The sequence below is a fragment of the Paenarthrobacter sp. CCNWLY172 genome (genome assembly GCF_037402035.1).
Taxonomy (GTDB): Bacteria; Actinomycetota; Actinomycetes; order Actinomycetales; family Micrococcaceae; genus Arthrobacter.
The window spans coordinates 313,312-339,187 of the sequence record NZ_JBBEGB010000005.1 but is presented as its reverse complement, the minus strand read 5'-3'; the positions used below and the strand labels follow the sequence as shown (position 1 = coordinate 339,187).

Annotated in this window: 26 protein-coding genes; 12 read left to right on the top strand and 14 right to left on the bottom strand. The window is 63.2% G+C overall.

The annotated features are described in order from the left end of the window. Positions 1-79 precede the first annotated feature (79 nt). From WBN73_RS10270 to WBN73_RS10255, 4 genes are read right to left on the bottom strand one after another with little or no spacing between them, the layout of a single operon-like run. Positions 80-757 carry a hypothetical protein gene (locus tag WBN73_RS10270; RefSeq protein WP_337340070.1) on the bottom strand — a complete coding sequence of 226 codons (678 nt, stop codon included), beginning with the start codon at positions 755-757 and terminating at the stop codon, positions 80-82. Further along, the gene (locus WBN73_RS10265) at positions 754-1,212 is read right to left on the bottom strand and encodes a hypothetical protein (protein WP_337340071.1); all 459 of its coding nucleotides are present in this window, start codon (positions 1,210-1,212) and stop codon (positions 754-756) included. Before WBN73_RS10265 ends, WBN73_RS10270 begins: the two co-directional genes overlap by 4 nt. Before the next feature lie 50 nt (positions 1,213-1,262). Next, positions 1,263-1,802, bottom strand: a complete 540-nt coding sequence (locus tag WBN73_RS10260) for a GNAT family N-acetyltransferase (RefSeq protein WP_337340072.1) — start codon at positions 1,800-1,802, stop codon at positions 1,263-1,265. Between the two features lie 37 nt (positions 1,803-1,839). Then, positions 1,840-2,730: a MurR/RpiR family transcriptional regulator gene (locus WBN73_RS10255; RefSeq protein WP_337340073.1), complete on the bottom strand. Its 891-nt coding sequence runs from the start codon at positions 2,728-2,730 to the stop codon at positions 1,840-1,842. Between the two features lie 174 nt (positions 2,731-2,904). Between WBN73_RS10255 and WBN73_RS10250 the strand changes: the two genes are divergently transcribed. Beyond that, complete coding sequence (locus WBN73_RS10250; protein ID WP_207595501.1) at positions 2,905-4,200, top strand: exo-beta-N-acetylmuramidase NamZ family protein; 1,296 nt, start codon at positions 2,905-2,907, stop codon at positions 4,198-4,200. Positions 4,201-4,264: 64 nt separating this feature from the next. Further along, positions 4,265-6,283, top strand: a complete 2,019-nt coding sequence (locus WBN73_RS10245) for a glycoside hydrolase family 3 protein (RefSeq protein ID WP_280625004.1) — start codon at positions 4,265-4,267, stop codon at positions 6,281-6,283. Positions 6,284-6,308: 25 nt separating this feature from the next. Here the strand turns inward: WBN73_RS10245 and WBN73_RS10240 are convergent, their stop codons facing one another. From WBN73_RS10240 to WBN73_RS10220, 5 genes are all read right to left on the bottom strand, one after another. Further along, on the bottom strand, positions 6,309-7,319 hold the full coding sequence (locus tag WBN73_RS10240; protein WP_337340074.1) for a YdcF family protein: 1,011 nt from the start codon (positions 7,317-7,319) through the stop codon (positions 6,309-6,311). A gap of 45 nt (positions 7,320-7,364) precedes the next feature. Further along, positions 7,365-8,381, bottom strand: coding sequence for a LacI family DNA-binding transcriptional regulator (locus WBN73_RS10235; RefSeq protein WP_207595504.1), 1,017 nt, complete (start codon positions 8,379-8,381; stop codon positions 7,365-7,367). Positions 8,382-8,400: 19 nt separating this feature from the next. After that, on the bottom strand, positions 8,401-9,309 hold the full coding sequence (locus WBN73_RS10230) for a carbohydrate ABC transporter permease (RefSeq protein ID WP_337340075.1): 909 nt from the start codon (positions 9,307-9,309) through the stop codon (positions 8,401-8,403). Positions 9,310-9,311: 2 nt separating this feature from the next. Then, on the bottom strand, positions 9,312-10,277 hold the full coding sequence (locus WBN73_RS10225) for a carbohydrate ABC transporter permease (RefSeq protein ID WP_207597685.1): 966 nt from the start codon (positions 10,275-10,277) through the stop codon (positions 9,312-9,314). A gap of 109 nt (positions 10,278-10,386) precedes the next feature. Further along, entirely contained in the window at positions 10,387-11,712 is a 1,326-nt protein-coding gene (locus WBN73_RS10220; protein WP_207595506.1) for an ABC transporter substrate-binding protein, read from the bottom strand. A 191-nt stretch (positions 11,713-11,903) separates the two neighbouring features. Between WBN73_RS10220 and WBN73_RS10215 the strand changes: the two genes are divergently transcribed. The 3 genes from WBN73_RS10215 (at position 11,904) to WBN73_RS10205 (ending at position 15,953) form a co-directional block, all read left to right on the top strand. Further along, positions 11,904-13,946 (top strand): beta-galactosidase, encoded by a 2,043-nt coding sequence (locus WBN73_RS10215; RefSeq protein ID WP_207595507.1) that lies wholly within the window; start codon positions 11,904-11,906, stop codon positions 13,944-13,946. Positions 13,947-14,046: 100 nt separating this feature from the next. After that, positions 14,047-14,256: a hypothetical protein gene (locus tag WBN73_RS10210; RefSeq protein WP_337340076.1), complete on the top strand. Its 210-nt coding sequence runs from the start codon at positions 14,047-14,049 to the stop codon at positions 14,254-14,256. A 59-nt stretch (positions 14,257-14,315) separates the two neighbouring features. Further along, on the top strand, positions 14,316-15,953 hold the full coding sequence (locus WBN73_RS10205) for a glycoside hydrolase family 53 protein (RefSeq protein ID WP_337340077.1): 1,638 nt from the start codon (positions 14,316-14,318) through the stop codon (positions 15,951-15,953). Positions 15,954-16,013: 60 nt separating this feature from the next. On the opposite strand, the gene WBN73_RS10200 is transcribed toward WBN73_RS10205, so the two are convergent. Continuing rightward, a complete protein-coding gene (locus tag WBN73_RS10200; RefSeq protein WP_337340078.1) occupies positions 16,014-16,670 on the bottom strand; it encodes an alpha/beta fold hydrolase in 657 nt (218 codons plus the stop codon). Between the two features lie 275 nt (positions 16,671-16,945). On the opposite strand from WBN73_RS10200, the gene WBN73_RS10195 reads away from it, so the two are divergent. The 4 genes from WBN73_RS10195 to WBN73_RS10180 all read left to right on the top strand — a co-directional run bounded on the left by WBN73_RS10195 (position 16,946) and on the right by WBN73_RS10180 (position 21,879). Then, a complete protein-coding gene (locus tag WBN73_RS10195) occupies positions 16,946-18,832 on the top strand; it encodes an FG-GAP-like repeat-containing protein (protein WP_337340079.1) in 1,887 nt (628 codons plus the stop codon). A gap of 65 nt (positions 18,833-18,897) precedes the next feature. Then, positions 18,898-19,263: a metal-sensitive transcriptional regulator gene (locus WBN73_RS10190; protein ID WP_337340080.1), complete on the top strand. Its 366-nt coding sequence runs from the start codon at positions 18,898-18,900 to the stop codon at positions 19,261-19,263. 49 nt (positions 19,264-19,312) lie between these two features. Further along, on the top strand, positions 19,313-19,546 hold the full coding sequence (locus tag WBN73_RS10185; RefSeq protein ID WP_232481475.1) for a heavy-metal-associated domain-containing protein: 234 nt from the start codon (positions 19,313-19,315) through the stop codon (positions 19,544-19,546). An 8-nt stretch (positions 19,547-19,554) separates the two neighbouring features. Next, on the top strand, positions 19,555-21,879 hold the full coding sequence (locus WBN73_RS10180; RefSeq protein WP_337340081.1) for a heavy metal translocating P-type ATPase: 2,325 nt from the start codon (positions 19,555-19,557) through the stop codon (positions 21,877-21,879). 25 nt (positions 21,880-21,904) lie between these two features. Here WBN73_RS10180 and WBN73_RS10175 read toward each other — a convergent pair whose 3' ends face one another. Continuing rightward, positions 21,905-22,177 carry a DUF2277 domain-containing protein gene (locus tag WBN73_RS10175; protein ID WP_089596993.1) on the bottom strand — a complete coding sequence of 91 codons (273 nt, stop codon included), beginning with the start codon at positions 22,175-22,177 and terminating at the stop codon, positions 21,905-21,907. 158 nt (positions 22,178-22,335) lie between these two features. On the opposite strand from WBN73_RS10175, the gene WBN73_RS10170 reads away from it, so the two are divergent. Beyond that, complete coding sequence (locus WBN73_RS10170) at positions 22,336-22,599, top strand: WXG100 family type VII secretion target (RefSeq protein ID WP_011776688.1); 264 nt, start codon at positions 22,336-22,338, stop codon at positions 22,597-22,599. Positions 22,600-22,661: 62 nt separating this feature from the next. Here WBN73_RS10170 and WBN73_RS10165 read toward each other — a convergent pair whose 3' ends face one another. Then, positions 22,662-23,708, bottom strand: a complete 1,047-nt coding sequence (locus WBN73_RS10165; protein ID WP_337340082.1) for an EamA family transporter — start codon at positions 23,706-23,708, stop codon at positions 22,662-22,664. A 71-nt stretch (positions 23,709-23,779) separates the two neighbouring features. Here WBN73_RS10165 and WBN73_RS10160 point away from each other — a divergent pair, with 71 nt between their 5' ends. Next, a complete protein-coding gene (locus WBN73_RS10160; protein ID WP_337340083.1) occupies positions 23,780-24,328 on the top strand; it encodes a CGNR zinc finger domain-containing protein in 549 nt (182 codons plus the stop codon). A gap of 48 nt (positions 24,329-24,376) precedes the next feature. Further along, entirely contained in the window at positions 24,377-24,736 is a 360-nt protein-coding gene (locus WBN73_RS10155) for an iron chaperone (protein WP_337340084.1), read from the top strand. A gap of 133 nt (positions 24,737-24,869) precedes the next feature. Here WBN73_RS10155 and WBN73_RS10150 read toward each other — a convergent pair whose 3' ends face one another. Together WBN73_RS10150 and WBN73_RS10145 are read right to left on the bottom strand one after the other, a co-directional pair. Then, positions 24,870-25,214, bottom strand: a complete 345-nt coding sequence (locus tag WBN73_RS10150) for a hypothetical protein (protein WP_207595517.1) — start codon at positions 25,212-25,214, stop codon at positions 24,870-24,872. Between the two features lie 68 nt (positions 25,215-25,282). Then, the gene (locus WBN73_RS10145) at positions 25,283-25,867 is read right to left on the bottom strand and encodes a DUF308 domain-containing protein (protein WP_242703449.1); all 585 of its coding nucleotides are present in this window, start codon (positions 25,865-25,867) and stop codon (positions 25,283-25,285) included. Positions 25,868-25,876: the final 9 nt, after the last annotated feature.

The following is a 25,876-nucleotide window of genomic DNA, read 5'->3' as shown; positions in this document are numbered from 1 at the left end:
GCGGTCCTCCTGGTCAGCCGTGTGGTGCGCGGCAGCCTAGCAACGGATGGTGACGGGAATATGAACAGGGTTTCGGCCATCAGCCGTGATTGCGGCGGTCCTCTGTTGTGGTGAACAGCAGCCAGGCCAACCAGACGCCCACAAGGATTGCGGCGCCAGGCAGCAGGTCCAGTGGTTCGATATCCCGCCCTTCAGGGAGGAAGCCGAAGCCGATCCATACAGCGGCAACCACCACCACCAAGCTGATGGCGTCGGACACCAGTTCCAGGGACCTGCGGCGAACCAGCTTGATCACCAGCTCTCCTGCCATGATCAGAGCGATGGCAGACCCCATTCCCAGCGGATAGGCGCTGAACCCCGGAACCAAATCCTGCGATGCAGTCCACGCCATGAAGATCAGCAGACCCGCTAAGAGTGCGAGCGAGGTGATGAGGGACGCCGTGATGGTCATCCCCGCCATGCGCCGGTCCTTGTCGTGGCGCTTCCCCGGAATGTAGTCCCACGCGCCGCGCGTGAGCTTCACACTGATCCACCCGGCAATCACCACCAGGACCAGTGGGACCAGCACGGGCGTGACGTAGTTGTTGCTGACGGCCCAGAAGACGGCCAGAAGCGCTGTGTAGACCTGGGGCGTTGCGAAGACTCCCAACCACCAGCCCAGCAGGAATTCCTTTCGGGCTCCGGGAAGGTCAAGGGGATGGACAAGAAAGCGGGTTTTCGGGTCCGGTAGCTGGACCTTCTCTTCGATGGGATTCACGATGTCCTCCAAGGGACCTGCTCAATGCAGGGCGGACGAAGACCTGCCCGTGCAATGTCGTATACCTTCTGGCGCGCCACTCCGAGCTCTGCGGCCACCGTCACGGCGCTGTACTCGTCCAGGAGTTCAGCGACAGCCACTGACCTGATTCCGGATGCCCTGGAATTGAGATGTGCGGCAAAGACACTGACCTCCGCGGACAGCAGGGCCACGGCCAACGGTCCGCCAAACGGTTCTGCCCAGCCCTGGCCGCCCGCTGCGGCTGCCGCGTAGAGGGCATCCCCGCCATCGGTCAGGACGGCGTGGAGCTGTTCCGGGGTGATCCCGCGGTCCACAAACCTCTTGGCTGCGGTGTCGCGGGAACCGTCGTCGGCCCGACGATGGGTGAGCACGTGCTGCCACTGCGGATCAAGGGTTTGGGAAGCTGCTTTGTCACCCCCGGGTTGACTTGTCATGAGTCCATAGTCCTCACACGGCAGTGAGGTGTCAACCCCCGGGTGACACCTCACTCACCTGCGGGGGCGGCAAGCTCAATCCAGTAGCGGCGGAAGGCCTTGCCCTCGCCGTCCAGGCGCACATCTTCCAGCACGCCGCCGCTTCGCTGAATGGTCCTCGCAGAAGCCGCATTGTTGTCATCACAGGTCAGGAGTACCCGCTCAGGCCCTCCCCCTGCAGCCAGGCTGGAGCACATCTCCCGCAGGGCCCAGGTTGCCACACCGCGGCCGCGATCCGAAGGGCGGACGCCGTATCCAATATGGCCGCCGGAGTTCAGGAGGGAAGGCGTGAGGTAGTGGCGGAAGGCAATCGAGCCCACGTATCGCGAATCCTCTGTTATCCAGCGAAAGGTGCAGGGGACGATGCCGTTCACTTCCTGGGCATGCTCAGCGTCCGCCAACTTTCGGACCCACGCGGCAAAGCCTTCGGCTGTGCTGACGTCATCGCCGGCGAACAGCCCGGCGCCGTCCTGGTGGGCGCCGTCCCATTCGCGGTGCGACTCGATGAATGACTCGTAGAGGGACACGTCAGGAGCGGTAAGAGTAAGCATGGTGACGACTCTAGGCCCCGCTGACCCGAACTTCTTGTCAAGCCAATTTACGGCCCTGGACCGCTGCGTGCGTCTTCTTCAGCGCAGAGACGGACGCATCGTAGGAATGCTGGGCCACTCCAACAAAGAGGCAGTCAACCACCATCATCTGGGCGATGCGGCTACCCATGGCCCCGGACCTGAAGGGCGTCTCCCGCGCGGCGGTATTCAGCACAATGTCGGCGGTCCGCCCCAGCGCCGAATCGGCATGGTTGGTGACCGCGACGGTGGTTGCTCCTGCCGCCTTCGCCGCCAACAGGAAGTCGACCGTATCCACGGTTGTGCCCGAGTGGGAGACGGCGACAGCAACGCCGTCGCCGTCCAGAAGGGCCGCAGATGCCAGCGCCGCATGGGGGTCCGCCCAGCTGAAGGACGTCAGGCCAATCCTGTGCAGCTTCTGCTGCAGGTCCTCGCCCACCAAGCCACCCGCCCCAACGCCGAAGATATCGGTCTTCCGCGAGGTGGAGATGACCTCCACCGCCTGGGCGAGTTTGTCGACGTCGAGCACTTGGGCCGTGTCCGCTATGGACATGGTCTCGTTGAAGGCAATTTTGGAGACGATGTCGCGCAGCGAATCGGACGTGTTGATGTCCTCATAGACTCCCGCCGGCACATTGTTGGCAAGGCTCTCGCGCGCGGTCTCCCGGGCCAGGTCCAGACGCAGATCCGAGTACCCGGTGTAGCCCACCTTCTTGTAGAAACGGACAACCGACGTGGTGGACGTCCCGCCCTGCTCGGCAAGATCCCCGATGGACATCATGGCCGCACGGGAAGGATCCGCCAGGACGAGCTCGGCAATGGCGCGCTCTGAGGGGCGCAACGTCGGCAGTGCCGAACGTATCCGCACTAAGACGGTCCGTGACAACTGCCCGCTCAGTGCCTCTTCCATGGTGTTTCCTTCCAGCCGACCCAGCCAATCCACGGTAGCGGCAGGCCCATGTAAGTAATTTACCCAAGGGCGGCGTCGGAGGTAAACGATTGACGCAGATCATCCCAGCGAATACGGTCGATGTAAGCGACATCACAAAAGTTGTCATGCCCTGCTCATCCGGAAAGGCTCCCCATGACACTCAACCGCCGAAAACTCATCCACGCGTCGGGACTGGCGGCAGCGGCCGCCGTCGTGTCGCCCTTTGCCCCGAGCGCCAGTGCAGCCACCGGACTGGCCACCCGCCCCGGAAAGCCTGGAACAGTTACCACCGGCGCCGACGTTGCCGCCGCCGACAACTGGGGCATTTTCGCCGACCGCCGGGTGGGAGTCATCACCAACCCCACCGGAGTCCTGGCGAACTTCCACTCGATCGTTGACGACATGGCGGAAAAGGGCGTCGACGTGAGGGCAGTCTTCGGTCCCGAACACGGCTTCCGGGGCACGGCCCAAGACGGCGCCAGTGAAGGGACCTCCGTGGATCCCCGCACCGGCATCACGGTCTACGACTCCTACGGCGCCGATGTGGACCACTACGTGGGCTTTTACGAAAAGTCCGGCGTCGACACCATCTGCTTCGACATCCAAGACGTGGGGGCGCGGTTCTACACCTACATCTGGACCATGTGGGGTGCCATGCAGGCCGCCTCCCGGACGGGTGCCAGGTTTGTCGTCCTGGACCGTCCCAACCCGATCGGCGGGCAGGCAAGGGGGCCGGTCCTGCAGCGCGGATTCGAGTCCGGAGTAGGAAAACTGGGCATCGCACTCCAGCACGGCATGACCGTGGGTGAGCTCGCCAAGTACTTCAACGCGGTGCATTTGCCGGCCGTGGGCCTCGCTCCCCTTCAAGACCTCCACGTGGTTGAAGTACAGGGGTGGCGCCGCGAGATGACCGGCCCGGAGAACCGGGCATCGTGGATCCTGCCGAGCCCCAATATGCCCACCCCGGAGACCGCCCTCTTGTACCCGGGCACGGCACTTTTCGAGGCCACCAATATGTCCGAAGGCCGCGGAACCACCAGGCCGTTCGAACTGATCGGCGCCCCCTACGTGGATTACCGCTGGGCCGAGGCGCTCAACGGCAAGGGCCTCGCCGGCGTCACCTTCCGCGAGGCCTACTTCCAGCCCACGCTCTCCAAGAACCAGGGGGTCATCTGCGGCGGAGTCCAGGTGCACATCACCGATCCTGCCCGCGTTGAGGCCCTGGAAGTCGGCACCCACATGCTGGTGGAAGCCAAACGGTTGTACCCGGGCTTCGCGTGGCGCGGCGACGCCGGACGCTGGATGGGGCTGTTGAGCGGGTCCGCCCGCTTTGCCGAACAGCTCGACGCCGGTGCTGACGCCCGCACCATCACGGACAGCTGGCGGGCGGAACTGGGTCAGTTCGTCCGGGATACCCGCCAATACCTCCTCTACAACGGGCCACGCTAGGCCAGCCGGAAATACTGTGACGATTGGGATGGGAATTCACATGCTCAGAAAAGGAACTACCTTGATGACGGCCGCCGCCACGGCGCTGCTCATGACGGGCGCGGGGGTGGTGACGGGCGCCGGCGCTGCAGTGGCGGAAGTCCCCACCACGGCACGCACGACGACGGTCACCGCCTCACCGGACATCGAGGCAATGATCTCCGGCATGTCGCTGGACGAAAAGATCGGCCAGATGACCTGGACCCACGTTTACGGATCCTCGGCCGATGACACGTCCATGGCGGCAAGCAACCAAGCACGTTACGGCGTCAATACTCCGGCGGAAGTCGTGGCCAAGTACAACCTTGGCGGCGTCCTCTACTTCGCGTGGTCCGGGAACACCAACAACCCCCGGCAGGTTGCGGGGCTGTCCAACGGCCTGCAGGAAGCCGCGGTGGGCCAGGACGGAACCGGCATTCCGCTGGCGGTCACCATCGACCAGGAAGGCGGCCTGGTTGCCCGCATCGGACCGCCGGCCACCGTTCTCCCGGGAAATATGGCGTTGGGAGCTACGGCAGACGCGGAACTTGCGAGGGCGCAGGGCGAAATCCTGGGCTCTGAGATGCGTGCCATGGGCATCAACGTGGACTTCGCGCCGGTGCTGGACCTCAACTCCAACCCGGACAACCCCGTGATCGGCATCCGCTCCATGGGCGAAGATCCCGCGTTGGTCAGCGCGCTCGGCGTGGCGCAAATCGACGGCATCCAGGAACACAACGTCGGCGCGGCAGCCAAACACTTCCCCGGCCACGGCGATACCTCGGTGGATTCCCACTACGGGCTCCCCACCGTCACCTACGACCGGGAGACCCTGAACCAGCACCTGAAACCCTTCAAAGCCGCCATTGACGGTGGCGTGGACATGGTCATGACAGCGCACATCATTGTGGAGGCCATCGACGCAGAGATGCCCGGCACCCTGTCCCACAAGGTCCTCACAGGATTGCTTCGGGATGAGCTGGGCTTCAAGGGCCTGGTCACCACCGACGCCTTGGATATGGCCGCGATGGCCGCCGAATGGCCCCAGGAAGAAATAGCCGTCAAGGCCATCCAGGCCGGCTCTGACATCCTGCTTAACTCCCCCGATGTGGACGCCTCGTTCGCAGGTGTCCGTGCCGCCGTCGAGTCCGGAGAGCTCGCCGAGAGCCGCCTGGATGAGTCCGTCCGGCGGATCCTCGAGTGGAAGGTCAAGCGGGGTGTCTTCGAGCAACCGATGGCAGACCCCAACGCTGTGGACACCCTTGTTGGAAGCGCAGAGAACCTGGCCACGGCCAAGCTGATCTCGGACCGGGCAGTGACCCTGCTCCGCAATGAGGGCAAGGTCCTGCCCCTCGCATCCGGCAGCTCGGTACTCATGGTGGGGGCCGGTTCAGCCTGGCCGGAGCTCGCGGGACCGATGCTCAAGGAGCAGGGATTTACGGTCACTGAAGACTACGAGGATGGGGCTTCCCCGTCCTCGGCATACCGCGCGCGTGCGGTAGCCGCAGCCGGCACCGTGGATGCCGTGGTCTTCGCTTCGTACAACGCAACCGGCAACGCTGCGCAGCAGCAGATGGTGGCGGAGCTGGCAGCCACTGGGACCCCCGTCATCGTTGTGGCCACACGCAACCCCTACGACATCAGCGTCTTCCCCGGCGCCGACGCCGTGCTCAACAGTTACGGGGTCAAGGACGTCAATTTCCACGGTGCCGTCCGTGCCATTTCAGGGGCGGTGAACCCCGGCGGCAAGCTTCCGGTCAACATACCGGAGGCAAACGGCGACGGCGTCCTGTTGCCTTTGGGCTTCGGCCTCCACTACGACACCGCGACGCCGGCAACGGTCACCTTCACGGACAAGCCGGGCCGCGGGCAGGACTCGTACACGGTCCCGGCGGTGGACGGCGTGGTCTACCTGGTTGACGGCAAGGAAATCGCGGCCGGAACGTACAAGAAGCCTGAGGGCACTGTGACAGTCACTGCAGTCCGCGGCAAGGGGTACGTCTTTACCGACGGCGCCGTCACCGAATGGAGCCACACGTTCACCACGGGGCTGCCCAAGCCGTAAGGCGCAGGTTGAATGGTTAAAAGGCTCACACCACCGACGAGTTCATCAGTGCGACCGTGATGAGCAGGGCAACCCCGAACATCGGCAGGCAAAGGACCATGTTGGTCAGGCGGTTGTCCCTCATCACGGCCACGAACTCGCGAAGGAAAGCGCTGGGCACAAAGTACCTGGCGGTCGGAGCACCCACTACCTCCGCGTTGATCTTCTGGCGTCGGGACAGGAGGGCAGCGCGGAGTACGTGGTAGTTGTTGGTGCACACCAGCAAGGGCCCTTGGATTCCCTTTTCAGCCAAAAGGGCTACGGAATAGGCAAGGTTCTCGCGGGTGGTGGTGGCCTGGTTTTCTTCCAGCACGTCGCCGGAGGCAGCGCCCTTTGCCACCAGATACTCCTTCATTGCCGTGGACTCGGGCCGGGGTTCATCCGGGCCTTGACCCCCGGAAGGCACCAGGACCGGCCTTGCCGGTGCGCCGCCGTCGTAAATTTCCAAAGCCTTGTTCAGGCGCGCGGCGAGCAACGGCGGGACTTTGCCGTCGATCAAACCGGAACCCAGGACAATGACGGCCGCCGGATTCGCGCTGAACCGCATCCTTGAATACACCAAGGCATACCCGAGAAACACCACAAAGGCGCAGCCCAGGTAAGCGCAGAGGAAGAAGGCCAACGCAGCGAGGCCTGCCAGGACGGGCTGCCCGCTCAGGACGAAGAGGAACGCGACCACCGGGGCGAGGAACACCGCCAGCCCCACCGCAATAGGCAGAAAGCTGCTGATGCCGGGGCCTTCCCTGCGCACCATGGTGATCCCGTTGGCGATCAGGAAGCCGGCGAACACGAAGATGCTCACCACCGGAACCACCACTACCACCAGGTTCAGCCATTCGAACCACGGGTTCAGGTCGATCAGGAAGTCCAGGATGGCCTGCAACAGGAGCCATACCGCCACCAGGAGCAGCACCCCGTTGCGGAGCCTGCGCCGATCGGACTGGTAGGAGGCAAGGAAGAGCCCCGCGAAGAGAAGTCCAAGGACCAGGTTCAGCATGGTCCAAGCCTATGCGTTGGGGGCTGGTGCCTCTCGGTGCCCGGCTCAGGCCGATTCGCGGATGACCAGCTCGGTGGGGATGGTGACGGCGGCGGGGCGCTTGCCGCTGATCACGTCCAGCAGGAGCCGCACCATTTCCTCGCTGATCCGGTCAAAGGGCTGGCGAACGGTGGTCAGTGGTGGCGCTGCCTCCTGGGAGACTTTGATGTCATCAAATCCGACGACGGCCACATCACCTGGCGTTGTCAGCCCGGCGTCCCGGAGGACGTCCATTGCGCCGAGTGCCATGAGGTCGTTCGCGGCGAAGACGGCGTCAATGTCCTGGGTGCGGTTCAGGAGTTCCCGCATGGCCCTGGCCCCGCTGTCGCGGCTGTAATCTCCGTGCGCGATGAGGGTTTCATCGATGTCCGCCCCTTGATGGTCCCGGTACGCTTCGAGCCGGCGCGTGCCTCCCGAGGTGTCAGCAGGGCCGGCGATGGTGGCAATCCGCTGCCTCCCGCCGTCGTGCAGGTACCGCAAAACATCCCGGGCGCCCTCGTAATCGTCGGCCGCGACGTAGCCCATCTTCTTCTCGAAGCCCAACGGGACGCCACAGGCAATGGCCGGGACACCCGCGGCAATAATGTCCGCGATGATGCCCTTCCGGCTGCCGTGGGACGAGATCAGCAGGACCCCGTCGACGTGTCCGGCGGTGAGGAAGTCGGTGGCGCGCCGCTGCTCGTCATCCGTGCCGGCCATGATCAGCACCAACGGGATGTCGTGAACGGCCAAGGCGTCTGCAGCACCACGCATAAGCACGGCGAAGTTGGGGTCCTCGAACAGCCTCTCCTGCGTTTCCGTGAGCAGGAACGCCACGGAGTTGGCCCGGTTGGTAGCGAGGTTCCTCGCGTGCGGATTGACGCGGTACCCGGTCTTCTTGATGGCTGCGTTGACGGCTGCCAACGCAGACGGGCTGACCCAGTGGCCTCCGTTGAGAACCCGGGAAACCGTACCTCGTGAGACGCCTGCCTCTGCGGCCACGTCGTCGATTTTGGGCCTTGGCCGATGGGTGGGTTGCGTCATGACCAAAGCCTACCTAGGACTAGGCTTTGACGGCGCCCGCGGCCAGGTCGACCCGCCAATAGCGTTGCAGCAGAAGGAACATGATGACCAGCGGGACGATCGACAGCAGAGCACCGGCGAGTACCAGGGTGTAAAGAGCCGGCGCGGAGGCTCCCTGGTTCAGCAGGCCGTTGAGCCCCACGGTGATGGGGAACAGATGGTCATCGCCCAGCATGATGTACGGCAGCATGAAGTTGTTCCAGATGGCGACGAACTGGAACAGGAAGATGGTCACCAAGCCCGGCAGCATCATGGGCGCGGCGATGCGGTTGAAGATGTACATCTCCTTGGCACCCTCAGTGCGGGCGGCCTCAATGACGTCGCCGGGAACTGAAGCCGCAGCATAGATGCGGGCCAGGTAAATGCCGTAGGGGCTGATGATCTGGGGCAACAGCACGGACCAGTAGGTGTTGGTGAGTCCGGCCTGGGCCAGCATCAGGTACTGCGGAATGGCGAGGATGACGCCGGGCACCAGCACGCCCATCAGCAGGACCTTGAAGACTCCGGACTTACCCGGGAAGTCGAACTTCGCCAGGACATAGCCGGAAAGGGCTGACACCCAGGTGGACACGATCGCGCCGACACCCGCGTAGAGGGCCGTGTTGAGCATCCAGCGCCAGAACAGGCCATCTCGGTATTCGGTGAGCTCAACAATGTTGTCCCACAGGTGTGTGCTGGGCGCCAAGGTAAAGGTGGAGAACAGCTCGGTGCCGTCCTTGCTCGCGGCAGCTACCACCCAGACCACCGGGAACAGGCAGTAGAGCGCCCCGAGGATCAGGATGCCTGTGGACAGATAGCTGGGCTTTTCCCTGACATACTCCGGCTTGGTGGCCTTGCTTGGCTTGGGGTTGGCGCGGCGGCTTTTGGGTGGCGTGGCGAGGGCAGTCACGGTCAGTTCTCCTGTCCGAAGGCCCGCTTCTGCACGATGCGCAGGAACAGGAAGGAAATGATGAAGGTAGCCAGGGCAATCACGATGCTGGTGGCGGCCGCGGAGAAGACGTCATTGCGCGTGAAGGCATCGCGATACACGAGCATGAGCGGGGACCAACTGGTGGAAAGACTGTTGGCCAGCGGACGCAGCGTGGTGGGCTCGGCGAAGACCTGCAGCGTTGCGATCATCGAGAACAGCGCGGTCATCACCAGGGAAGGGGCAATGATGGGGATCTTGATCCTGATGGCGGTCTGGATTTCAGAGCACCCATCCAGCTTGGCTGCCTCGTAGATTTCGCTGGGAACAGCCTTGAGCGAGGTGTACATGACAATCATGTTGAAGCCCACGCCGCCCCACAGGGCGATGTTGCAGATGGCGAACGTGACCAGGTTGGGATCCAGCAGCGAGGGCAGTTCCATGCCGAATTGACGGGCCAGGAAGTGGAACGGGCTGACACCCGGCAGGTAAAGGAAACCCCACAGGAGTGAGCTGATCACTGCCGGGACTGCGTATGGCAGGAAGATCGCGGTGCGGGAGAAGCTTCCGGCCCGTGTACGCCGCGAATCCAGCAGCAGCGCGAACAGCAGGGCGAAGCCGAGCATCAGGGGAATCAGGATGAGTCCATAGGTCAGGACCCGGAGGACGCTGCCCAGAAATTCAGGATCCGTCAGTGCGCTGACGTAGTTGTCCAAGCCAGCGAACCCGGTGCTTTGCGAGCCCTTGCCGAGACCCAACCCGCTGACCTTCTTCTTCTGGAAGCTGAGAACCAGCGTGTAGATGATGGGCGCTGCCATGAAGACGAGGAACAGGAGGATGCCAGGGGCAAGCATTGTGTAAGGGATGAGCACCCGGGACTTGAAGTTCTTGGCCCGCCTGGGGGTTTCGGCTGTTCTGCCAGCCGCCGGACCGGGCCTGGTTGCGGTCATTGCCACGGGTGCACTTCCTTGTGGTGGTTCGAAGGTAAGACTCTGGGTGGAGACGCTGCGGGAGGGCGGGGCACCACCCTCCCGCAGCTGGTGCGGTTGCTTGGAACGGCTACTTGACCGTGAAGCCGGTCTTCTTCAGGTCATCAACAGTGACCTGTTGCATGCTGTTGACCGCGTCCAGGAAGGCACTCTTCTGCTTGGACTGGGCGGCCTTGGCGAACTGATCGTTGTAGGCGTTGTAGGCAACGTTGACGTTGGGACCGTACGTGAAGGAACCCACATTCTGTGCAGCCTCACCCACAACCTTGTAGAAATCGGGCTGGTTGGAGAAGAACGCGGGAGCCTCTGTGAGCGCGGATTCAGCGCCGGCGGAGTCGGCCGGGTAGATGCCGGTTTCCTTAACCAAGGCCTTGACAGCTTCAGGGTCCGTGTTGAGCCACGTGGCGAACTTGGCGGCGGCGTCGAGGTTCTTGGACTGGGAGGTGACCGCGGTGGATGAGCCACCCCAGTTACCTGTGGACGGCTTGGACGCATCCCACTGCGGCATGGGTGCTACCTTCCACATGCCTGCTGTCGCTCCGGCGTTGCCCTCAAGAACGCCCGGGCCCCAGGCCGCGCTGAGCCAGCCAACCTGCTTGCCGGTATTGAGCGCAGTGTTCCATTCAGGGGTGTACATGGGCTTGTTGTCGATGATGCCCTTTTCGACGAGGCCACCCCAGTAGCCGGCCACTTTCTCGGTGGGCTCCTCGGCAATCTTGACGTTCCAGGCATCACCATCAACACCCCACCAGGAAGCTCCCGCTTGCTGTGCCATGCCCGTAAACCAACCAGCATCGTTGGAGGAGAACGTTCCGAGGTAGGCTTCAGGATCAGCGGCATGCACGGCCTCGGCGGCGGCCGCGTATTCATCCCAGGTGGTGGGTACAGCAATGCCGAGCTTCTCGAAGATGTCGGCGCGGTAATAGAAGACCATGGGGCCGGTATCCTGCGGGACCGAGTACAGGGCTTCGCTGCCCAGCGTCACGGAGTTCCAGACGCCTTCGGGGAAGTGGTCTTTGGTGTCATTGGCTGCGGTGCCCGACAGATCGGCGAGCGCATCGGCGGCCACCAAAGTGGGGATCTTCTGGTACTCGGCCTGGATCAGGTCCGGTGCGCCGCTGCCTGCCTTGACGGCGGTGAGAAGCTTGGTGACCGCGGGGTCACCGCCGTCCTGCTTGTTGACCGTGACGTGGATGGTGGGGTTCTTCTCGTTCCACAGTTCCACCACCTTGTCCAGGTTCGGGGCCCATGCCCAGTAGGTCAATTCCACCTTCTGGTTGGGGTCGCTGGCTGCAGCATTCTGGCTGCCGGCAGTGGGGCCTGCGGAACATCCTGCGGCGAGCATAGTGGCCGCTGCGAGCATGGCTACGGCGCCTGCACGAAATGACGTGCGCATTTCGTCCTCCTTGTCGAAAAGCTGAATGGGTCTGTCTGGGGTTTCACCGCTCATCCGAACTGGAGTCGCATGACTGTGAGCGGTTCCAGTTATTCACAGCACTGTGATCCATGTCAACCCTCAAATTGATCTAGCCAGCGTAATTGGAGCTGTGATACTACTGGGAGCGCACACAGTTCTTAGGAGATTTGATGACAGACGTCCTGCAGGCCCCCGCCACCCAACCCGCACAGGCGCCCTGGGTACAGCGACCGGCCGGCCTTTGCTACGGCGGGGATTACAACCCCGAGCAATGGCCCCGCGAGGTCTGGGTGGAAGACATCGCGCTGATGAAGGAGGCCGGGATCAACCTGGTCAGCATCGGCATCTTCTCCTGGGTGTTGCTGGAGCCGCGTGAAGGCGAATACGACTTCGAATGGCTGGACCACCTCATGGACCTGCTGGCCGACGCCGGCATCAGCGTGGACCTTGGAACTCCCACCGCCGCACCGCCTGCCTGGTTCTGGAAGAAGTACCCGCATGCGCGTCCCGTGACCCGCGATGGGGTCACGCTGGGCATCGGATCCCGCGGCATGGCCAGCCCCAGCTCACCGGAATACCGCCGTGCGGCCACCAACATTACGGAGCAGCTGGCACGCCGCTACGCGTCCCACCCCGCCCTGGTTCTTTGGCATGTGCACAACGAGTACGGCGCACCTGTCAGCGATTCATATGACGAGAATTCCGTGTTGGCGTTCCGCGACTGGCTCCGTCACCGCTACGTCACCCTGGATGCGCTCAACCAAGCTTGGGGAACGCTGTTCTGGGGACAGAAGTACGGCGAATGGGACGAGATCGACGCTCCGCGGGCCTCGGCCAGTGTCAGCAACCAAGGCCAGCGCCTGGACTTCCACCGGTTCACCTCCGACGCCATGCTCCAGTGCTTCATTGCCGAGCGCGACGTCATCAAGAAGTACACGCCCCACTTACCGGTGACCACCAACTTCATGGCCACCAACTGCCTGTCCCCTGACTACTGGGCCTGGGCCAAAGAGGTGGACATCGTTGCGAACGACCATTACCTTGTGGCCCAACGAACGGACAACCACGTCCTGCTCTCCATGGACGCCGACCTCACCCGATCCCTGGCAGGCAAGCGTCCCTGGATGCTGATGGAACACTCCACCGGGGCCGTGAACTGGCAAGGCCGCAACATCGCCAAACGCCCCGGCGAACTGGCCCGCAACAGCCTGTCCCACGTGGCCCGCGGTGCCGACGCCGTGATGTTCTTCCAGTTCCGGGCTTCCCGCTATGGAGCGGAAAAGTTCCACTCGGCCATGCTTCCGCACGCCGGCACAGGGACCCGTATCTGGCGTGAAGTCCTGGACCTCGGCGACGACTTGGGGAAGCTCTCCCCCGTCAAAGGCTCCACCGTTTCATCACGCGTAGCCATCCTCTGGGACGTGGAATCGTTCTGGGCGCAGGACCTGGAATGGCGCCCCAGCAGCGATCTTGACCACCGCGAGCGCATCGAATCCTTCTACTCCGTCCTGTGGAACCACGGCATCAGCGTGGACTTCGCCCATCCCGAAGCCGACCTTTCCGGCTATGATCTGGTCCTGGCCCCGGCTCTCTACCTGGTAGGTGATAAGGCGTCCGCGAACTTGGGCCGCTACGTCCACGACGGCGGCCACCTGATGGTGTCCTACTTCTCCGGCATTGTGGACAACAACGATACTGTCCCGGCTGGAGCCTCCCCCGGTGGCCTCCGTGACGTTCTTGGCCTGGAGATCCACGAATTCCTTCCCCTGCGCGAGGAAGAAATCGTCACCCTCGGCAACGGCGCCACCGGCACGGTCTGGTCCGAGGAAATCCACCCCGGAACCGCAACAGTCCTCAGCCGTTACACCAGTGGACCTGCGGCCACCGGCCCCGCCATCACGCGCAACGACTTCGGCAGCGGCACCGCTTGGTACGTTTCCACCAAGCTCGACGGCGCACACCTCGCCGACGTTGTCCTGGACGCTGTCCGGAATGCCGGAATCAATATCGGGATCCGGCCCCCGGCCGGGCTGGAAGTGGCTTCACGTAACTCCGAGGACGGCACGTTCACCTTCCTCATCAACCACACCGATGCGGACGCACAATACCCGGCAACAGGCCTCAACCTGCTTTCCGGGGAAGTCGTCGGCGGAATCGCCCACGTTCCCGCCGGGACGATTTGTGTCATCCACTCTCCAGCAGAACACTCCTGACCCGCTGGACCCAGGCCACCGGCCCGGACCCACCGCGGTCCGGGCCGGTATTCCAATCGCCCACTCCCTGCTTGATCCGACGTGATCCGAAAGGTGCCCCATGAACACTGCCACCGACGCCTCAGTGGAAGTCCGGGTGGAAACCGCCGCCCAAATCGAGGACCGGCTCAACGCCGCCATCCAGCAACTGCAGCCGCAGGCTGCCCGCAGCGGGCACGGCATCCTGGTGACCCGGCTCAACGCCGGGCACTTCAGCATCTCCGTCAGCGACGAGGTCCCCTTCGGCCTCACCCGCGAGCGCAGCCACTAACCGCAAACAGTCCCACTTCCAGGTAAGACCCCGGCAGCATCCGTCAAGGAGGACGAACCATGAACCACCCCGCTCTGATGACCCCAGGAAAACTGAAACATCGACGGCGGCTGCTACCCGCCGTCGTACTCGCTTTTGCCTTGGCAGGAGCAGGCCTGCTGACCCCTGGCGCGGCAACAGCTGCCGGAACCGTCACCAATGCAGGTTTCGAGGCTGGACTGAACGGCTGGACTGTTAACGGACACGAAGATGCGGCCAGGGTGGAGTCCGATGGGTTTCAATCCGCCAGCCGCTTGACGCACTGGCTTCCAGGCGATGGGACGGTCACTACGTCACAAACCCTCAGCGGTCTCGCAAAAGGCTGGTGGACGTTCCGGGCGAACATTAAATCCGGCGGTCCCGTGGACTCGTCCCGATTGACCCTCACCGGTTGCGGGGCGCACGGGACAACAGTTCTGCCCTCCACCGAAACGGACGACCAATGGTTGTCGATGGCCGTAAGCGCCAACGTCACAAGCGGCAAGTGCACACTGAAGCTGACCACCAGCGGCGCAGGCGCCTGGGCGAGCATGGACAACGTCACCTTCACCCCGGGCAAGGTCGATCGTAAGGTCCGCGGAGCCGACCTCTCCGGCATTCCCAAGAACGAAACACACGGCGCCGTATACGCCGACGCGAACGGCAACTCCGTGGATCCCGTCGAGGCGTTCGCAGACGCAGGAACCAACCTTGTCCGATTGAAAGTCTGGGTCAATTCGGCGGACGGCTTCAACATGAAGGAACAGGTCGCCGCCATGGCCCGGCGCGCCGATGCCCAGGGCATGCGGGTGCTCATCGATTTCCACTACTCGGACCGGTGGACGGATCCCGGCGCCCAGGGAGTTCCGGCTGCCTGGCAGGGGCTCTCTCCCATGGGGCTCGCGGACGCTGTGTACAGCCACACCCGTGACGTCTTGGCCGCGGTTCAAGCTGCTGGTGTCACCCCATACGCCGCCCAGATCGGCAACGAAATCAACCCGGGCATGCTGTGGCCCTACGGCCAGTCCTACGATGTGGACCCCAACGATTCCGTGGCAGGCGCCCAGTGGGACAATCTGGCCTCCTTCCTGAAGGCAGGGGCACGCGCAGTCAGCGACGTCAGCCCCGGCACCAAGAAGATCCTCCACCTGACAAACCTGAACAACGGGATTGACGGGATCAACTGGTGGTACGACCAAGCCACCGCCCGCTCCGTACCGTTCGACATCATCGGCTTGTCCTACTACGGCTACTGGCACGGCACACTCGCCACTCTGCAAAGCTCCGTGACCTCGCTGTCCGCCCGCTACAACAAGGACGTGATCGTGGTGGAAACCTCGTACCCGTTCACCCTCGCTGACAACCCGAATGCCCCGTGGGAGAACGTCATCGCCACTCCGGGCCAGCTGGTGAAGGGCTATCCGGCCACACCTTCCGGGCAGGCCGCGAACTTCCGCGCAGTCCAGGATGTTGTGGCCTCCGCCCCGGGCGGCCGCGGTCTCGGTGCTGTCTACTGGGAGCCAGCCTGGACGTCCGTCCCCGGAAACGGCTGGGACCCGGCCGATCCCTCCTCCGGCAATGCGTGGGAAAACCAGGCGATGTTCGACTACAACAACCGCGCGCTCCCGGCTTTGGATGAGTTCCGGCCGGACGCAGGATCGACGCCGACGCTTCGGTAGGTGGTCACCACATGAGTAAGGTTCGACTGCGGCACCCGGGTGGGTGCCGCAGTCGGGCTTTCACGCTGGTCTCGTCCCTGCAATCTGTTGGGCGAACTGGTTCAACGCCGCCGCCACAGCGCCCGGGTGGCTCAGCGTGGCGTAATGGCCGCCCGGGATTTCCACCGGTTCGATTCCCAGCCGATCCTGTACTTGGCGCCGCATGAAGGGCGCCGGAAAGAACAGGTCGTCCCGGCACAGAATGGCCAGTGTGGGCACGTCCGGATGCTGGCCAGGCCAAGGCCCTGACATCCAGGCACCTTGCTGATCGCGCTCCTTGTCCCGGGCTTGCTGTGCAAGATCGTCAGGAACCAGGTTGAAGAACGCCTCTTCGGGGATGGTCTCGCGGTCATGCCCGGTATTGGTCCACCAGTCGCCGAAGGTCTCGCCAGGCATGGGAATCATGGCCGAGAGATACACCAGGCCGTCGGACGTGAGTTCATTGCTGACCAAGGGTGCCGTAAAGCCACCCAGCGAGTGGCCCACAACTATGGTGTGCCGCGCGCCGTCCGCCGCCCTGATTGCCGCGCGGGTGTAGTCCTCAAGCATCGCGCCGTCGTCTTCAATAGGGAGGTCGACCGCGATGACCTCATGGCCCGCCGATTCAAGCAAGGGCTTGACCAAGTGCCAGTCCCACGCCGTGGAACCGCCGCCATGAATCAGTACGAAAACCGCCATTTCCCCTCCCCGTCCCAGTTCACCGTGTGCCGTCACCAACGGGTCCGCAAAGCCACGTGTGGCCGGTGGGTTGATCAGAAATTCATCGTAGTGCCGGCCCTCCGGCAAAGGCCAGAACACTTGGGTGCTGCCTGAGGCGCATCTGGTGCGTCCCGCCGTCGAGGGCTATTCCGCGGCCCAAGTGCGGGGTAGACTCCGGCCCAGGCGCGGGGGAAGCGTCTTGGCACTTTGGGGGGATTGCAGTGGGAACTGTTGTCAGTGTTTCAGGAACGCCTGTGCGCCGCTTTGCTGACCGGGGGCGGTCCCGCTGGGGCACTTTGGTTGCGGCAGCCGGAGTGGCGTCGCTGTTGATTTCCGGGATCCCAACTTCTCCTGCTGCGGCAGACATCGTCGCGGACATCATCGACGTGGGGCCCGAAGCCAGCGACGTAGCGGTCAACCCCGTCACCAATACTGTGTATGTCACTACCCGCGATGGGCTGACCGTCATTAATGGAAAAACACAGGCCACAGTCAAAATAGCCACGGGGAGCACCCCGGTGGCCGTCGCGGTTAACACTGCGACCAACAAGATCTACCTCAGCCTCAAAAGTGACCCATCCGCGCCGGGATCCGTGGCTATTGTCAACGGTGCCACTCATGCCGTCGCCAAAGTTACGGTGGGCGCCGCTCCCGGAGAGCTGGTCATCGACCAGAAGACCAACAAGATCTACGCGGGCACCCTTGACGGCGTTTCCGTCATTAACGGAAGCACCAACGCCAGCACCATCATCAACTCCGGATCAGTCAGTACGCTGGCCATCAATCAGGTGACCCATCGGCTGTATACCCTGGGTGGAGGTGGCCTCAATGTCATCGACACATCAACCAACGCCGTGACTCGCATTGACCTGGGCACCAATGCAATTCCGAGTTACTTGGCCGTCAATCAGGTGACCAACAAGGTATACGTCGCCGTAAGGGCGCGGCAGTATGCAGCGCTGGAAGTTGTTGATGGAGCCACAAACCAAGCAGGCGGGATGTTTTCCGATCTCAACGCCAGCCCCACGTCCCTTTCCGTGGACGAAAAGAACAATCGGGTCTACTTCGGCCGGACTTCGCTGGGGGATGGCACCATTTCATCGCGGACCGGGCTGCTGGCGATATTCGACGACGGCGGACCGGGGCGGGTCGATATCAGAACCGGCGCGGCGCCAGGAGCGATTGCCGTCAACGGAACCACCAACAAGGTGTATTTTGAGGCCGGGTACAGGGGCACCACGGTGGTCGATGGTAAAAGTTTTGCTCTCTCCACACTGTCACACCCCTTTACGGGCACCCTGGCCGTCAATGAGGCCACCAACAAAATCTACGCAAGCAATTGGCAAGGGTCCGTAACGATCATTGACGGGAACAGCCCCACACCCCTGAAAAACGACTTCAGCGGTGATCGAAAGACGGACCTGTTGGCCCGCGACGCTTCGGGTGTCTTGTGGCTCTACCGGGGAAACGGGGCCGCCGGATGGCTCCCCCGCACCCAAGTGGGTTCGGCGTGGAACTCCATGACCGCCGTCGTCAGTCCCGGCGACTTTAACGGCGACAAGAAACCGGACGTTCTTGCCCGCGATGGTGCCGGCCACCTGTGGATGTACCCGGGAAACGGGGCGGGTGGTTGGCTGGCGCGGGTTCTCGTCGGGTCGGGCTGGAATGCCATCACGGCCATCGTTACGCCAGGGGACTTCAATGGGGACGGCACCGCCGACATCCTCGCCCGCGATACTTCCGGGACCCTCTGGCTGTACCCCGGCGACGGTCGGGGAGATTGGTTGCCCAGGACCAACCTAGGGACCGGCTGGAACGCGCTGACGGCAATTGTTGGCTCAGGTGACTTCAACAGCGATGGCACCCCCGATGTCCTTGCCCGTGACGGATCCGGTGTTCTCTGGCTCTACAACGGGAACGGCACCGGAGGCTGGGCATGGGACCGCCAGAAGGTCGGTGAGGGTTGGAACAGCATGACATCCATCGTCGCCCCAGGAGATTTCAACGGTGACGGGCGGCCGGACATTGTGGCCCGCGATGGCAGCGGCTCACTCTTCTTGTACCCGAGCGCCAGCGGTGGAGCGTGGCTGCCTACCGTCCGGATCGGACAGGGCTGGAATGGCATGACCGCCCTGCTCTAGAAACAGTCAAGTTATACCCCTAGGGGGTACTTGCTTAATACCCCCATGGGGTATAAGTTTGTGTCATGAGCACGCCAGATCTGAGCATTGGCCAACCTGATGCATCCACCATCAACGTGGAACCGGAGCACGCCGCACCCCACGGGTACACCAGCAACAAGGATGCCTACCTCAAACGATTGAAACGGATCGAGGGGCAAGTCCGCGGAATCGCGCGGATGGTGGAGGACGACAAATACTGCATCGACATCCTGACCCAAGTAGCCGCCGCCACCAAGGCCCTCCATGCCGTCAGCCTTGGACTCGTAGAGGAGCACATCGGCCACTGTGTGGTCGGTGCTGCCTCCGAGCCCAACCCGGAAGCCCGCGCCGAACAGATCGACGCCAAAGTGAAGGAGGCCACCGATGCCATCGGGCGCCTGCTGCGGTAATTCCGCCAACAACCACCACACCATTCAACTCACCACCAAGGAGAGCTCCATGAGCCAGACCATCCAGACCAACGTCAACGTTTCCGGCATGACCTGCGGCCACTGCGTCTCCAGCGTGAGCGAAGAACTTGAGTCTCTCACCGGCGTCGAAAACGTGGCCGTAGACCTCAACCCCGGTGGGCTGTCCACCGTAACCATCACCTCAACCAAGGAGCTCTCGCCGTCTGAAATTGGCGAAGCCGTGGCAGAAGCCGGCTACCTGGTGGTAGCCAACGAAGCTTAGGAGTCCTCTTGAGTACCCAGGAGACTTTCAACCAACCTGCACACAGGGTCATTGAACTGGACATCGAGGGCATGACCTGCGCCTCGTGCGTCAATCGAGTGGAACGGAAACTGGGCAAACTTGAAGGCGTCGAGGCCAGCGTCAACCTGCCCCTCGAATCAGCCCATGTCACCGTCCCGGCAACCGTGACGGACCAGCAGATCGTCGACACGGTCAACGCCACAGGCTACAAAGCCACCGTCCGCCAAGCCCCAACGCCCCACGCCCGCGAACCCCGCCCCCATGAGCACCACCACGGCAACGAGGCTCCGGAATCAGAGCATGACGCCGGGCACGAAAATCACATGGAGCACGGCCCCTCCGCATCGACGCTCCGGCCCCGCCTGATCGTCGCCGCCCTCCTGACCGTTCCAGTCTTCGCCATCTCGATGATCCCCGCCCTCCAGTTCGCCAACTGGGGTTGGGTTGTCGGGGCGTTGGCCCTGCCGGTGGTGAGTTGGGCTGCCTGGCCGTTCCACAAGGCTGCTGCCGTCAACGCCCGCCACTTCGCCTCCACCATGGACACGCTGGTGTCCATCGGTGTGATCGCCGCGTACCTCTACTCTGCGTGGCAGTTGTTCGCGGACCCCCGGATGACTGAACACCCCGGCATGGAGAGCATGTCCGGCGGCGGGCTGTACTTCGAGGTCGCCGCCGTGGTCACCACGTTCCTGCTGCTGGGGCGCTACCTTGAGGCGAACGCGAAGGCCAAGGCCGGCAATGCACTCAAGGCCCTGCTGAATCTGGGTGCCAAGGATGCCACGATCCTGGTGGACGGCGTGGAGCAGAAGATTCCGGCCGATCAACTCCTGGTGGACGACCTCATTGTGGTCCGCCCGGGCGAGAAGATCGCCACTGACGGCGTGGTCACTGATGGTGCTTCCGCCGTCGACGCTTCACTGGTGACGGGCGAATCGGTGCCGGTCGAGGTTGGACCCGGGAGCGCGGTGACAGGCGCTACCATCAACACGTCCGGCCGCCTGCTGGTGCGTGCAACCCGTGTTGGTTCTGACACGACGCTCGCCCAGATGGGTCGCCTGGTCAGCCAGGCACAAACCGGGAAAGCACCTATTGCCCGGCTCGCGGACAGGATCAGTTCGGTCTTTGTGCCGATCGTTTTGGTGATTGCCCTGGTCACGTTCCTGTTGTGGCTGTTCTTCTCGGATGACCTCAACGCAGCCTTCACGGCCGCGGTCGCTGTCCTGGTTATCGCTTGCCCCTGCGCCTTGGGCCTGGCCACTCCTGTGGGTCTGCTGACGGGAACGGGCCGCGGCGCTCAGCTGGGCATTCTCATCAAGGGCCCACAGGTCCTTGAGGACACCCGGCACGTGGACACCATCCTGCTGGACAAGACGGGCACCGTAACCAGCGGCAAGCTCGCAGTCGACCACACTGTCGCACTGAACGGCCATTCAGCGGCCGCCGTCCTGACATTGGCAGGAGCCGTGGAAGCCGCTTCCGAGCACCCGATCGCCCACGCGATTGCCGCCTCGGCGCAAGAAGCACTGCACGACGCCGGCAGCCTGCCTCGCGTTGAGGGCTTCAGTTCCGCTCCGGGCGGCGGCGTCCGGGGAACCGTTGGGCTGGACGGGGTGACCAGGACTGTCGTCGTCGGGCGCTCCGGCTGGCTCGAGGAGAACGGCGTTACGCTCGACTCAAGTCACCGTGAAGCACTTACCTCGGAGGAAAACGGTGGTGCCACGGCGATCTGGGTTGCCGTCGACGGCCAGCCTGCCGGCATTATCAGCCTGAGCGATACCATCAAGCCCGGTTCGGCAGCGGCAATCCAGAAGTTGAAGGACCTGGGCATCCGTCCCATCCTGTTGACCGGCGACAACGCTGCCGTGGCCGCCCAGGTGGCTGCCGCCGTCGGGATTTCGCCTGAGGACGTATTCGCCGGTGTTCTGCCGGAGGGCAAGGTCGAGGCTGTCAGGAAGCTGCAGGCTTCCGGCGCTACGGTGGCCATGGCCGGTGACGGCGTCAACGACGCTGCAGCCTTGGCACAGTCGGACCTTGGCATCGCCATGGGCTCGGGCACGGATGTCGCCATCGAAGCCTCAGACCTCACGGTGATGGGCAGCGACCTTGGTCAGCTGGTGCAGGCGATTGAGTTGTCCCGCAAGACCCTGTCCACCATCAAGACCAACCTGTTCTGGGCATTCTTCTACAACGCGATCGGCATCCCGGTGGCAGCTCTCGGATTCCTGAACCCGATGATCGCCGGCGCAGCGATGGCAGCGAGCTCAGTGCTGGTGGTAGCGAACTCGCTGAGGCTGCGGTCGTTCGGGAAATAGACCCGGAAAGCGAACAGGGGCCTGGTTAGGCCGTCCCGAAACGGACGGCCGACCGGGCCTTTGCTTTTGCTGCTTCCTCTTCCCGGTTCTTCGCCGGAGCGTGGCTCACCAGGGAGTCCAGGAGATGCTGCGTAATGTGGGCAATCTCGTGGACCGCCTCGGCGAAGGCTTCCTCGTTGGCTTTGGAAGGCTTGGTGGATCCGCTGATCTTGCGCACGTATTGCAGCGCTGCGGCCTCCACTTCGGCGTTCGTAGCATGCGGTTCGAAGTTATGCAGGGTCCTGATATTGCGGCACATAACCCCATGCTAACTATGGGCAGTGCTGTATGGGGAGGGGTGCCCATCGACGGTTTTTGGATTCCCGGGATAGGTTTTAGTTATTGGATCTTCCGGATGAGCCGGAGGCCGCTGGGGATGCCGAAGAGCTCGGGTCCGAACAAATGAAGGAGAATCTCATGGCTATTTGGGGTGCAGATGTTGATCAGCTTCGTCAGCTCGGTAACAAGCTGAAGGCAGGTGCCGAGAACATCGAGCAGCAGCGTTCACAGCTCAAGGGTGCACTTGACGGCACCGACTGGAAGGGCCCGGACGCTGACAAGTTCCGCGGCGAGTGGGACAGCCAGCACGCTTCGAACCTGAAGAAGGTTGCCGACGCACTTCGCGAAGCCGGCGATCGCGCTCAGAAGAACGCTGAGCAGCAGCAGCAGGCCTCCAACTAAGACAGTTGGGAAGAACCCGGACGCGCAAGCGTCCGGGTTCTTTGCTTTTAAGGTCCGCCGGCTTAGCTGCGGGGCGCTTTGGCGACGGACCCTGACGGGACGGGTTCGACGTCGTTCGGGTGGTCCAGGACCCGGGCCGCAACCTCAGCGGGCTGGCCTTTAGCGGCGCGTCGGTCTCCCCGGAGCTCATCGACGCGGACCAGGACTACGCCGCCCACAATGAAGAGTCCGCCCAGCAACTGGATGGGGCCAGGGAGTTCGCCCAGCAGCAACCATGCCCAGATCACCGCGAACAGAACTTCGGTCAGGGACACGAACGATGCCACTTTGGAACCCAGGCTCCGCGCGGCCATGATCCCGGAAACATAGGCAAGGACAGTGGCCAGGATGATGAGTCCGACGGCGGACACCCACCACGGCGTTTTCCAAGGTCCGAGGGTTGTATCGGCGGTGCTGAACGTCATGGGCAGCAAACCCAGCAGGCCGACCAGCCACATCACCAGCGCACCCACCATAAGCCCGCCGGACGCGAGCACCAGCGGAGGCAGGGTGTCGTTCTCCTTGGCGGTGATGAAGAAGTAGATCACCAGGCACACGGCCGCGGCCATGCCCCAAAGAACACCGATGAAGTCCACCTTTACGGCACCGGTCAGGTCGAGCACCAGGACCAGGCCACCCAGTGACAGGAGTGCGCCCACGGAGGTAAGTGCCCGGGGCCGGCGGCGGCTTGCGATCCACAGCCACAATACGATCATCACCGGGGCCAGGTATTCCAGCAACAAGGCGACACCCACGGACAACCGCGCGACGGCGTTGAAGTAGAACAGTTGGCATCCTGCGACGCCGATCAAGCCGAACAACAGGATGGTCAGCCAGTTGTCCTTGAGTTGGTGCCAGCGGCCGCGGAGGACCACGACGGCGGGAATCAACAGAATCAGCGCGGCACCGGTGAGGCGCACGGCAACAGCAGCTCCGGGTGACCACCCGGTTTCCAGCATCGATTTGGCGAACGAGCCGGACGTGCCAAAGACAGCGGAAGAAAAGAGTGCGATGCCGAGTCCTGATGCCAGGAAACCTTGTGCATCAGCCTTCGTCGTTGGAGCTGACACAGCAGCCTCCTGTCAGGAGTAAAGTGGGCTTATGGTCATGACAGTACTCCCGGAACTTGTAAGGAGTCAAAGTGCTTTTTGCGCCTGACACCGAAATTGCCCTTCGCAGCGTCGTCAATCTCATCAACACTGCCGCCAACGGAGAGGAATCGCTCGCAACGCTGGAGGACCTCAACGCCTTTCTGGACGCCGAAGAGTTCACGGGTTCCAGGGTTAACTCCCCTGCGGAACTGACCAGTATTAAGCGTCTCCGCAGCGAACTCGCAGCGCTCTGGAGTGCCGACGAGGATACGGCGGCCAAGTCCGTCAACAAACTGCTGATCGATGCCAAGGCGCTCCCCCAACTGGTGAAGCATGACCACTGGGACTGGCACCTCCACGCCACCACGCCTGATGCTCCCCTGGCAGACCGGATGGGCACCGAGGCAGCCATGGCCATCGTCGACGTCATCCGCGGCAGGGAAATGGACCGCATGCGCGTGTGCGCGGCCGAGGACTGCGACGCCGTTGTGCTGGACCTCAGCCGCAACCGGTCCAAGCTCTACTGCGACACCGGTAATTGCGCCAACCGAGTCCACGTTGCCGCCTACCGGGCAAGGAAGGCAGCCGAGGGCGAGTAAAAGGGCATAATGGCGCTATCCATGCGGTCGATATAGAGGACATCCACCATGACAGCGAGTTCCATCAGCGAGTACATCGACCAATACGACGGCGATGTACAGCAACGATTGCTGACCGTGTACCAGATGATCAAGTCGGCCGTACCGGCTGAAGCGGTGGAATCGATCAGCTGGCGCATGCCCACTTTCAAACTCGGCGTCGAGCCGTTGTTCTTCTTCACCGGAACAAAGCGCCACGTCGGGTTCTACCCCACACCGCAGGCGATCACGCACTTCTCAACGGCTTTGAGCGACTACGGAACCACCGAGCACGCCATCCAACTGCCCCACAACGTCCCGCTCCCCATCGCGCTCCTTCAGGAGATCATCGATTGGCGGCTGCAGCAATTGCCTTCAGACGAGGCATGACCGTTTCGCTTGAGCCACCCTCTCCGGCCACGTCACACGATCGCCGGAGACCATCGACCTCGGGACTGCCAGCGGAATGCCACAGCACGCGCAAAAAAGCGCTCCCCCACCACGGTGGGGAAGCGCTGGAAGGTTAGCGGCCGGCGTCGGGCGTTTCAGTCTGGTTGTCCGGAGCAGCCGGGCCGCCGTGGCCGGGACGCTTGGAGCTGAGGTTGACCCCGGAGCCCTTGCCGAGGTGATCGGCGTTCTCCTTGTGGCTCATGGAAAGCATGGCCGCCACAACAAGGCTCACGATGAACGCGATGCCGGCGCCGGTGAAGGCGAGGTCGAACCGCGGGGCCTTTGCACTGCCGCCCGAAGCGAAGATGAGCACGGCCACGAAGGCCAGTACTGCAAAGAACGCGGAGAACATGAGGGGTCCCTTGACCGAGGTCCGCATCTTGCGCGGTTCTCCTGGTGTCTGGTCAGCCACGGTCATTCCTCCAATGATGGCGGTTCGTGTCCGCCGGTCTGCAAAAGTTCTACAACGAGTAGAACGTCCAGCTACTAGTTTACGGCCTCGGGCGAAGCGCCGGGAGCAGTGGCCTGGGCCGTACCGTCGGAGGTTGCCTTGGCGTCGTGCCGCAAGGTCAGCCCGGACAGAATCCAGAGCACGCCGGAAATGATGGCCCCGCCGCCGGTGACACCCAGCAGCGCATGGGCCCCGAGCGAGGTGAAGAACGGCAGCAAAACAGCCGTGCCCACGGAAATGACGCCGGAAACAAGCCAGTCGCGCGCCAGGGAATCGCGCTTCCGGATGCCGTGCACCACCTCCAGGAGGCCCAGCACCAGCAGCGCCAGCATGGCCGAAAGGGCGACGCCCGCATCAGACTGGGTGACCAGGGCGCCAATTCCGCCGAGCGCCATCACGGCAGGCACCGCCACCGGCAAAGCCCGGGACATCCACACGGCCCCGGCAGTCGCAAGCAAATAGAGGCCTACAGCCCATGCCAGGACGTGCACAGACGGGGAGGCCCAGAAGATGGTGACCGCACCAAACAGCAGTGCCACCGTGGCACGGATCAGCACGGGTTTCCAGAGTCCGGCCGCGGAGGCAGAAGGAGTCTGGGCAGGAGTCGCTGGGAGAGTCACCCGTCCAGT

Excerpts from the sequence above, each read along its gene's own strand:
- WBN73_RS10235 (WP_207595504.1), bottom strand. The coding sequence starts at position 8,381 with ATGACGCAACCCACCCATCGGCCAAGGCCCAAAATCGACGACGTGGCC.
- WBN73_RS10240 (WP_337340074.1), bottom strand. The coding sequence starts at position 7,319 with ATGCTGAACCTGGTCCTTGGACTTCTCTTCGCGGGGCTCTTCCTTGCC.
- WBN73_RS10175 (WP_089596993.1), bottom strand. The coding sequence starts at position 22,177 with ATGTGCCGCAATATCAGGACCCTGCATAACTTCGAACCGCATGCTACG.
- WBN73_RS10185 (WP_232481475.1), top strand. The coding sequence starts at position 19,313 with ATGAGCCAGACCATCCAGACCAACGTCAACGTTTCCGGCATGACCTGC.
- WBN73_RS10190 (WP_337340080.1), top strand. The coding sequence starts at position 18,898 with ATGAGCACGCCAGATCTGAGCATTGGCCAACCTGATGCATCCACCATC.
- WBN73_RS10155 (WP_337340084.1), top strand. The coding sequence starts at position 24,377 with ATGACAGCGAGTTCCATCAGCGAGTACATCGACCAATACGACGGCGAT.
- WBN73_RS10150 (WP_207595517.1), bottom strand. The coding sequence starts at position 25,214 with ATGACCGTGGCTGACCAGACACCAGGAGAACCGCGCAAGATGCGGACC.
- WBN73_RS10260 (WP_337340072.1), bottom strand. The coding sequence starts at position 1,802 with ATGCTTACTCTTACCGCTCCTGACGTGTCCCTCTACGAGTCATTCATC.
- WBN73_RS10265 (WP_337340071.1), bottom strand. The coding sequence starts at position 1,212 with ATGACAAGTCAACCCGGGGGTGACAAAGCAGCTTCCCAAACCCTTGAT.
- WBN73_RS10250 (WP_207595501.1), top strand. The coding sequence starts at position 2,905 with ATGACACTCAACCGCCGAAAACTCATCCACGCGTCGGGACTGGCGGCA.
- WBN73_RS10245 (WP_280625004.1), top strand. The coding sequence starts at position 4,265 with ATGACGGCCGCCGCCACGGCGCTGCTCATGACGGGCGCGGGGGTGGTG.
- WBN73_RS10255 (WP_337340073.1), bottom strand. The coding sequence starts at position 2,730 with ATGGAAGAGGCACTGAGCGGGCAGTTGTCACGGACCGTCTTAGTGCGG.
- WBN73_RS10205 (WP_337340077.1), top strand. The coding sequence starts at position 14,316 with ATGAACCACCCCGCTCTGATGACCCCAGGAAAACTGAAACATCGACGG.
- WBN73_RS10220 (WP_207595506.1), bottom strand. The coding sequence starts at position 11,712 with ATGCGCACGTCATTTCGTGCAGGCGCCGTAGCCATGCTCGCAGCGGCC.
- WBN73_RS10200 (WP_337340078.1), bottom strand. The coding sequence starts at position 16,670 with ATGGCGGTTTTCGTACTGATTCATGGCGGCGGTTCCACGGCGTGGGAC.
- WBN73_RS10210 (WP_337340076.1), top strand. The coding sequence starts at position 14,047 with ATGAACACTGCCACCGACGCCTCAGTGGAAGTCCGGGTGGAAACCGCC.
- WBN73_RS10170 (WP_011776688.1), top strand. The coding sequence starts at position 22,336 with ATGGCTATTTGGGGTGCAGATGTTGATCAGCTTCGTCAGCTCGGTAAC.
- WBN73_RS10215 (WP_207595507.1), top strand. The coding sequence starts at position 11,904 with ATGACAGACGTCCTGCAGGCCCCCGCCACCCAACCCGCACAGGCGCCC.
- WBN73_RS10225 (WP_207597685.1), bottom strand. The coding sequence starts at position 10,277 with ATGACCGCAACCAGGCCCGGTCCGGCGGCTGGCAGAACAGCCGAAACC.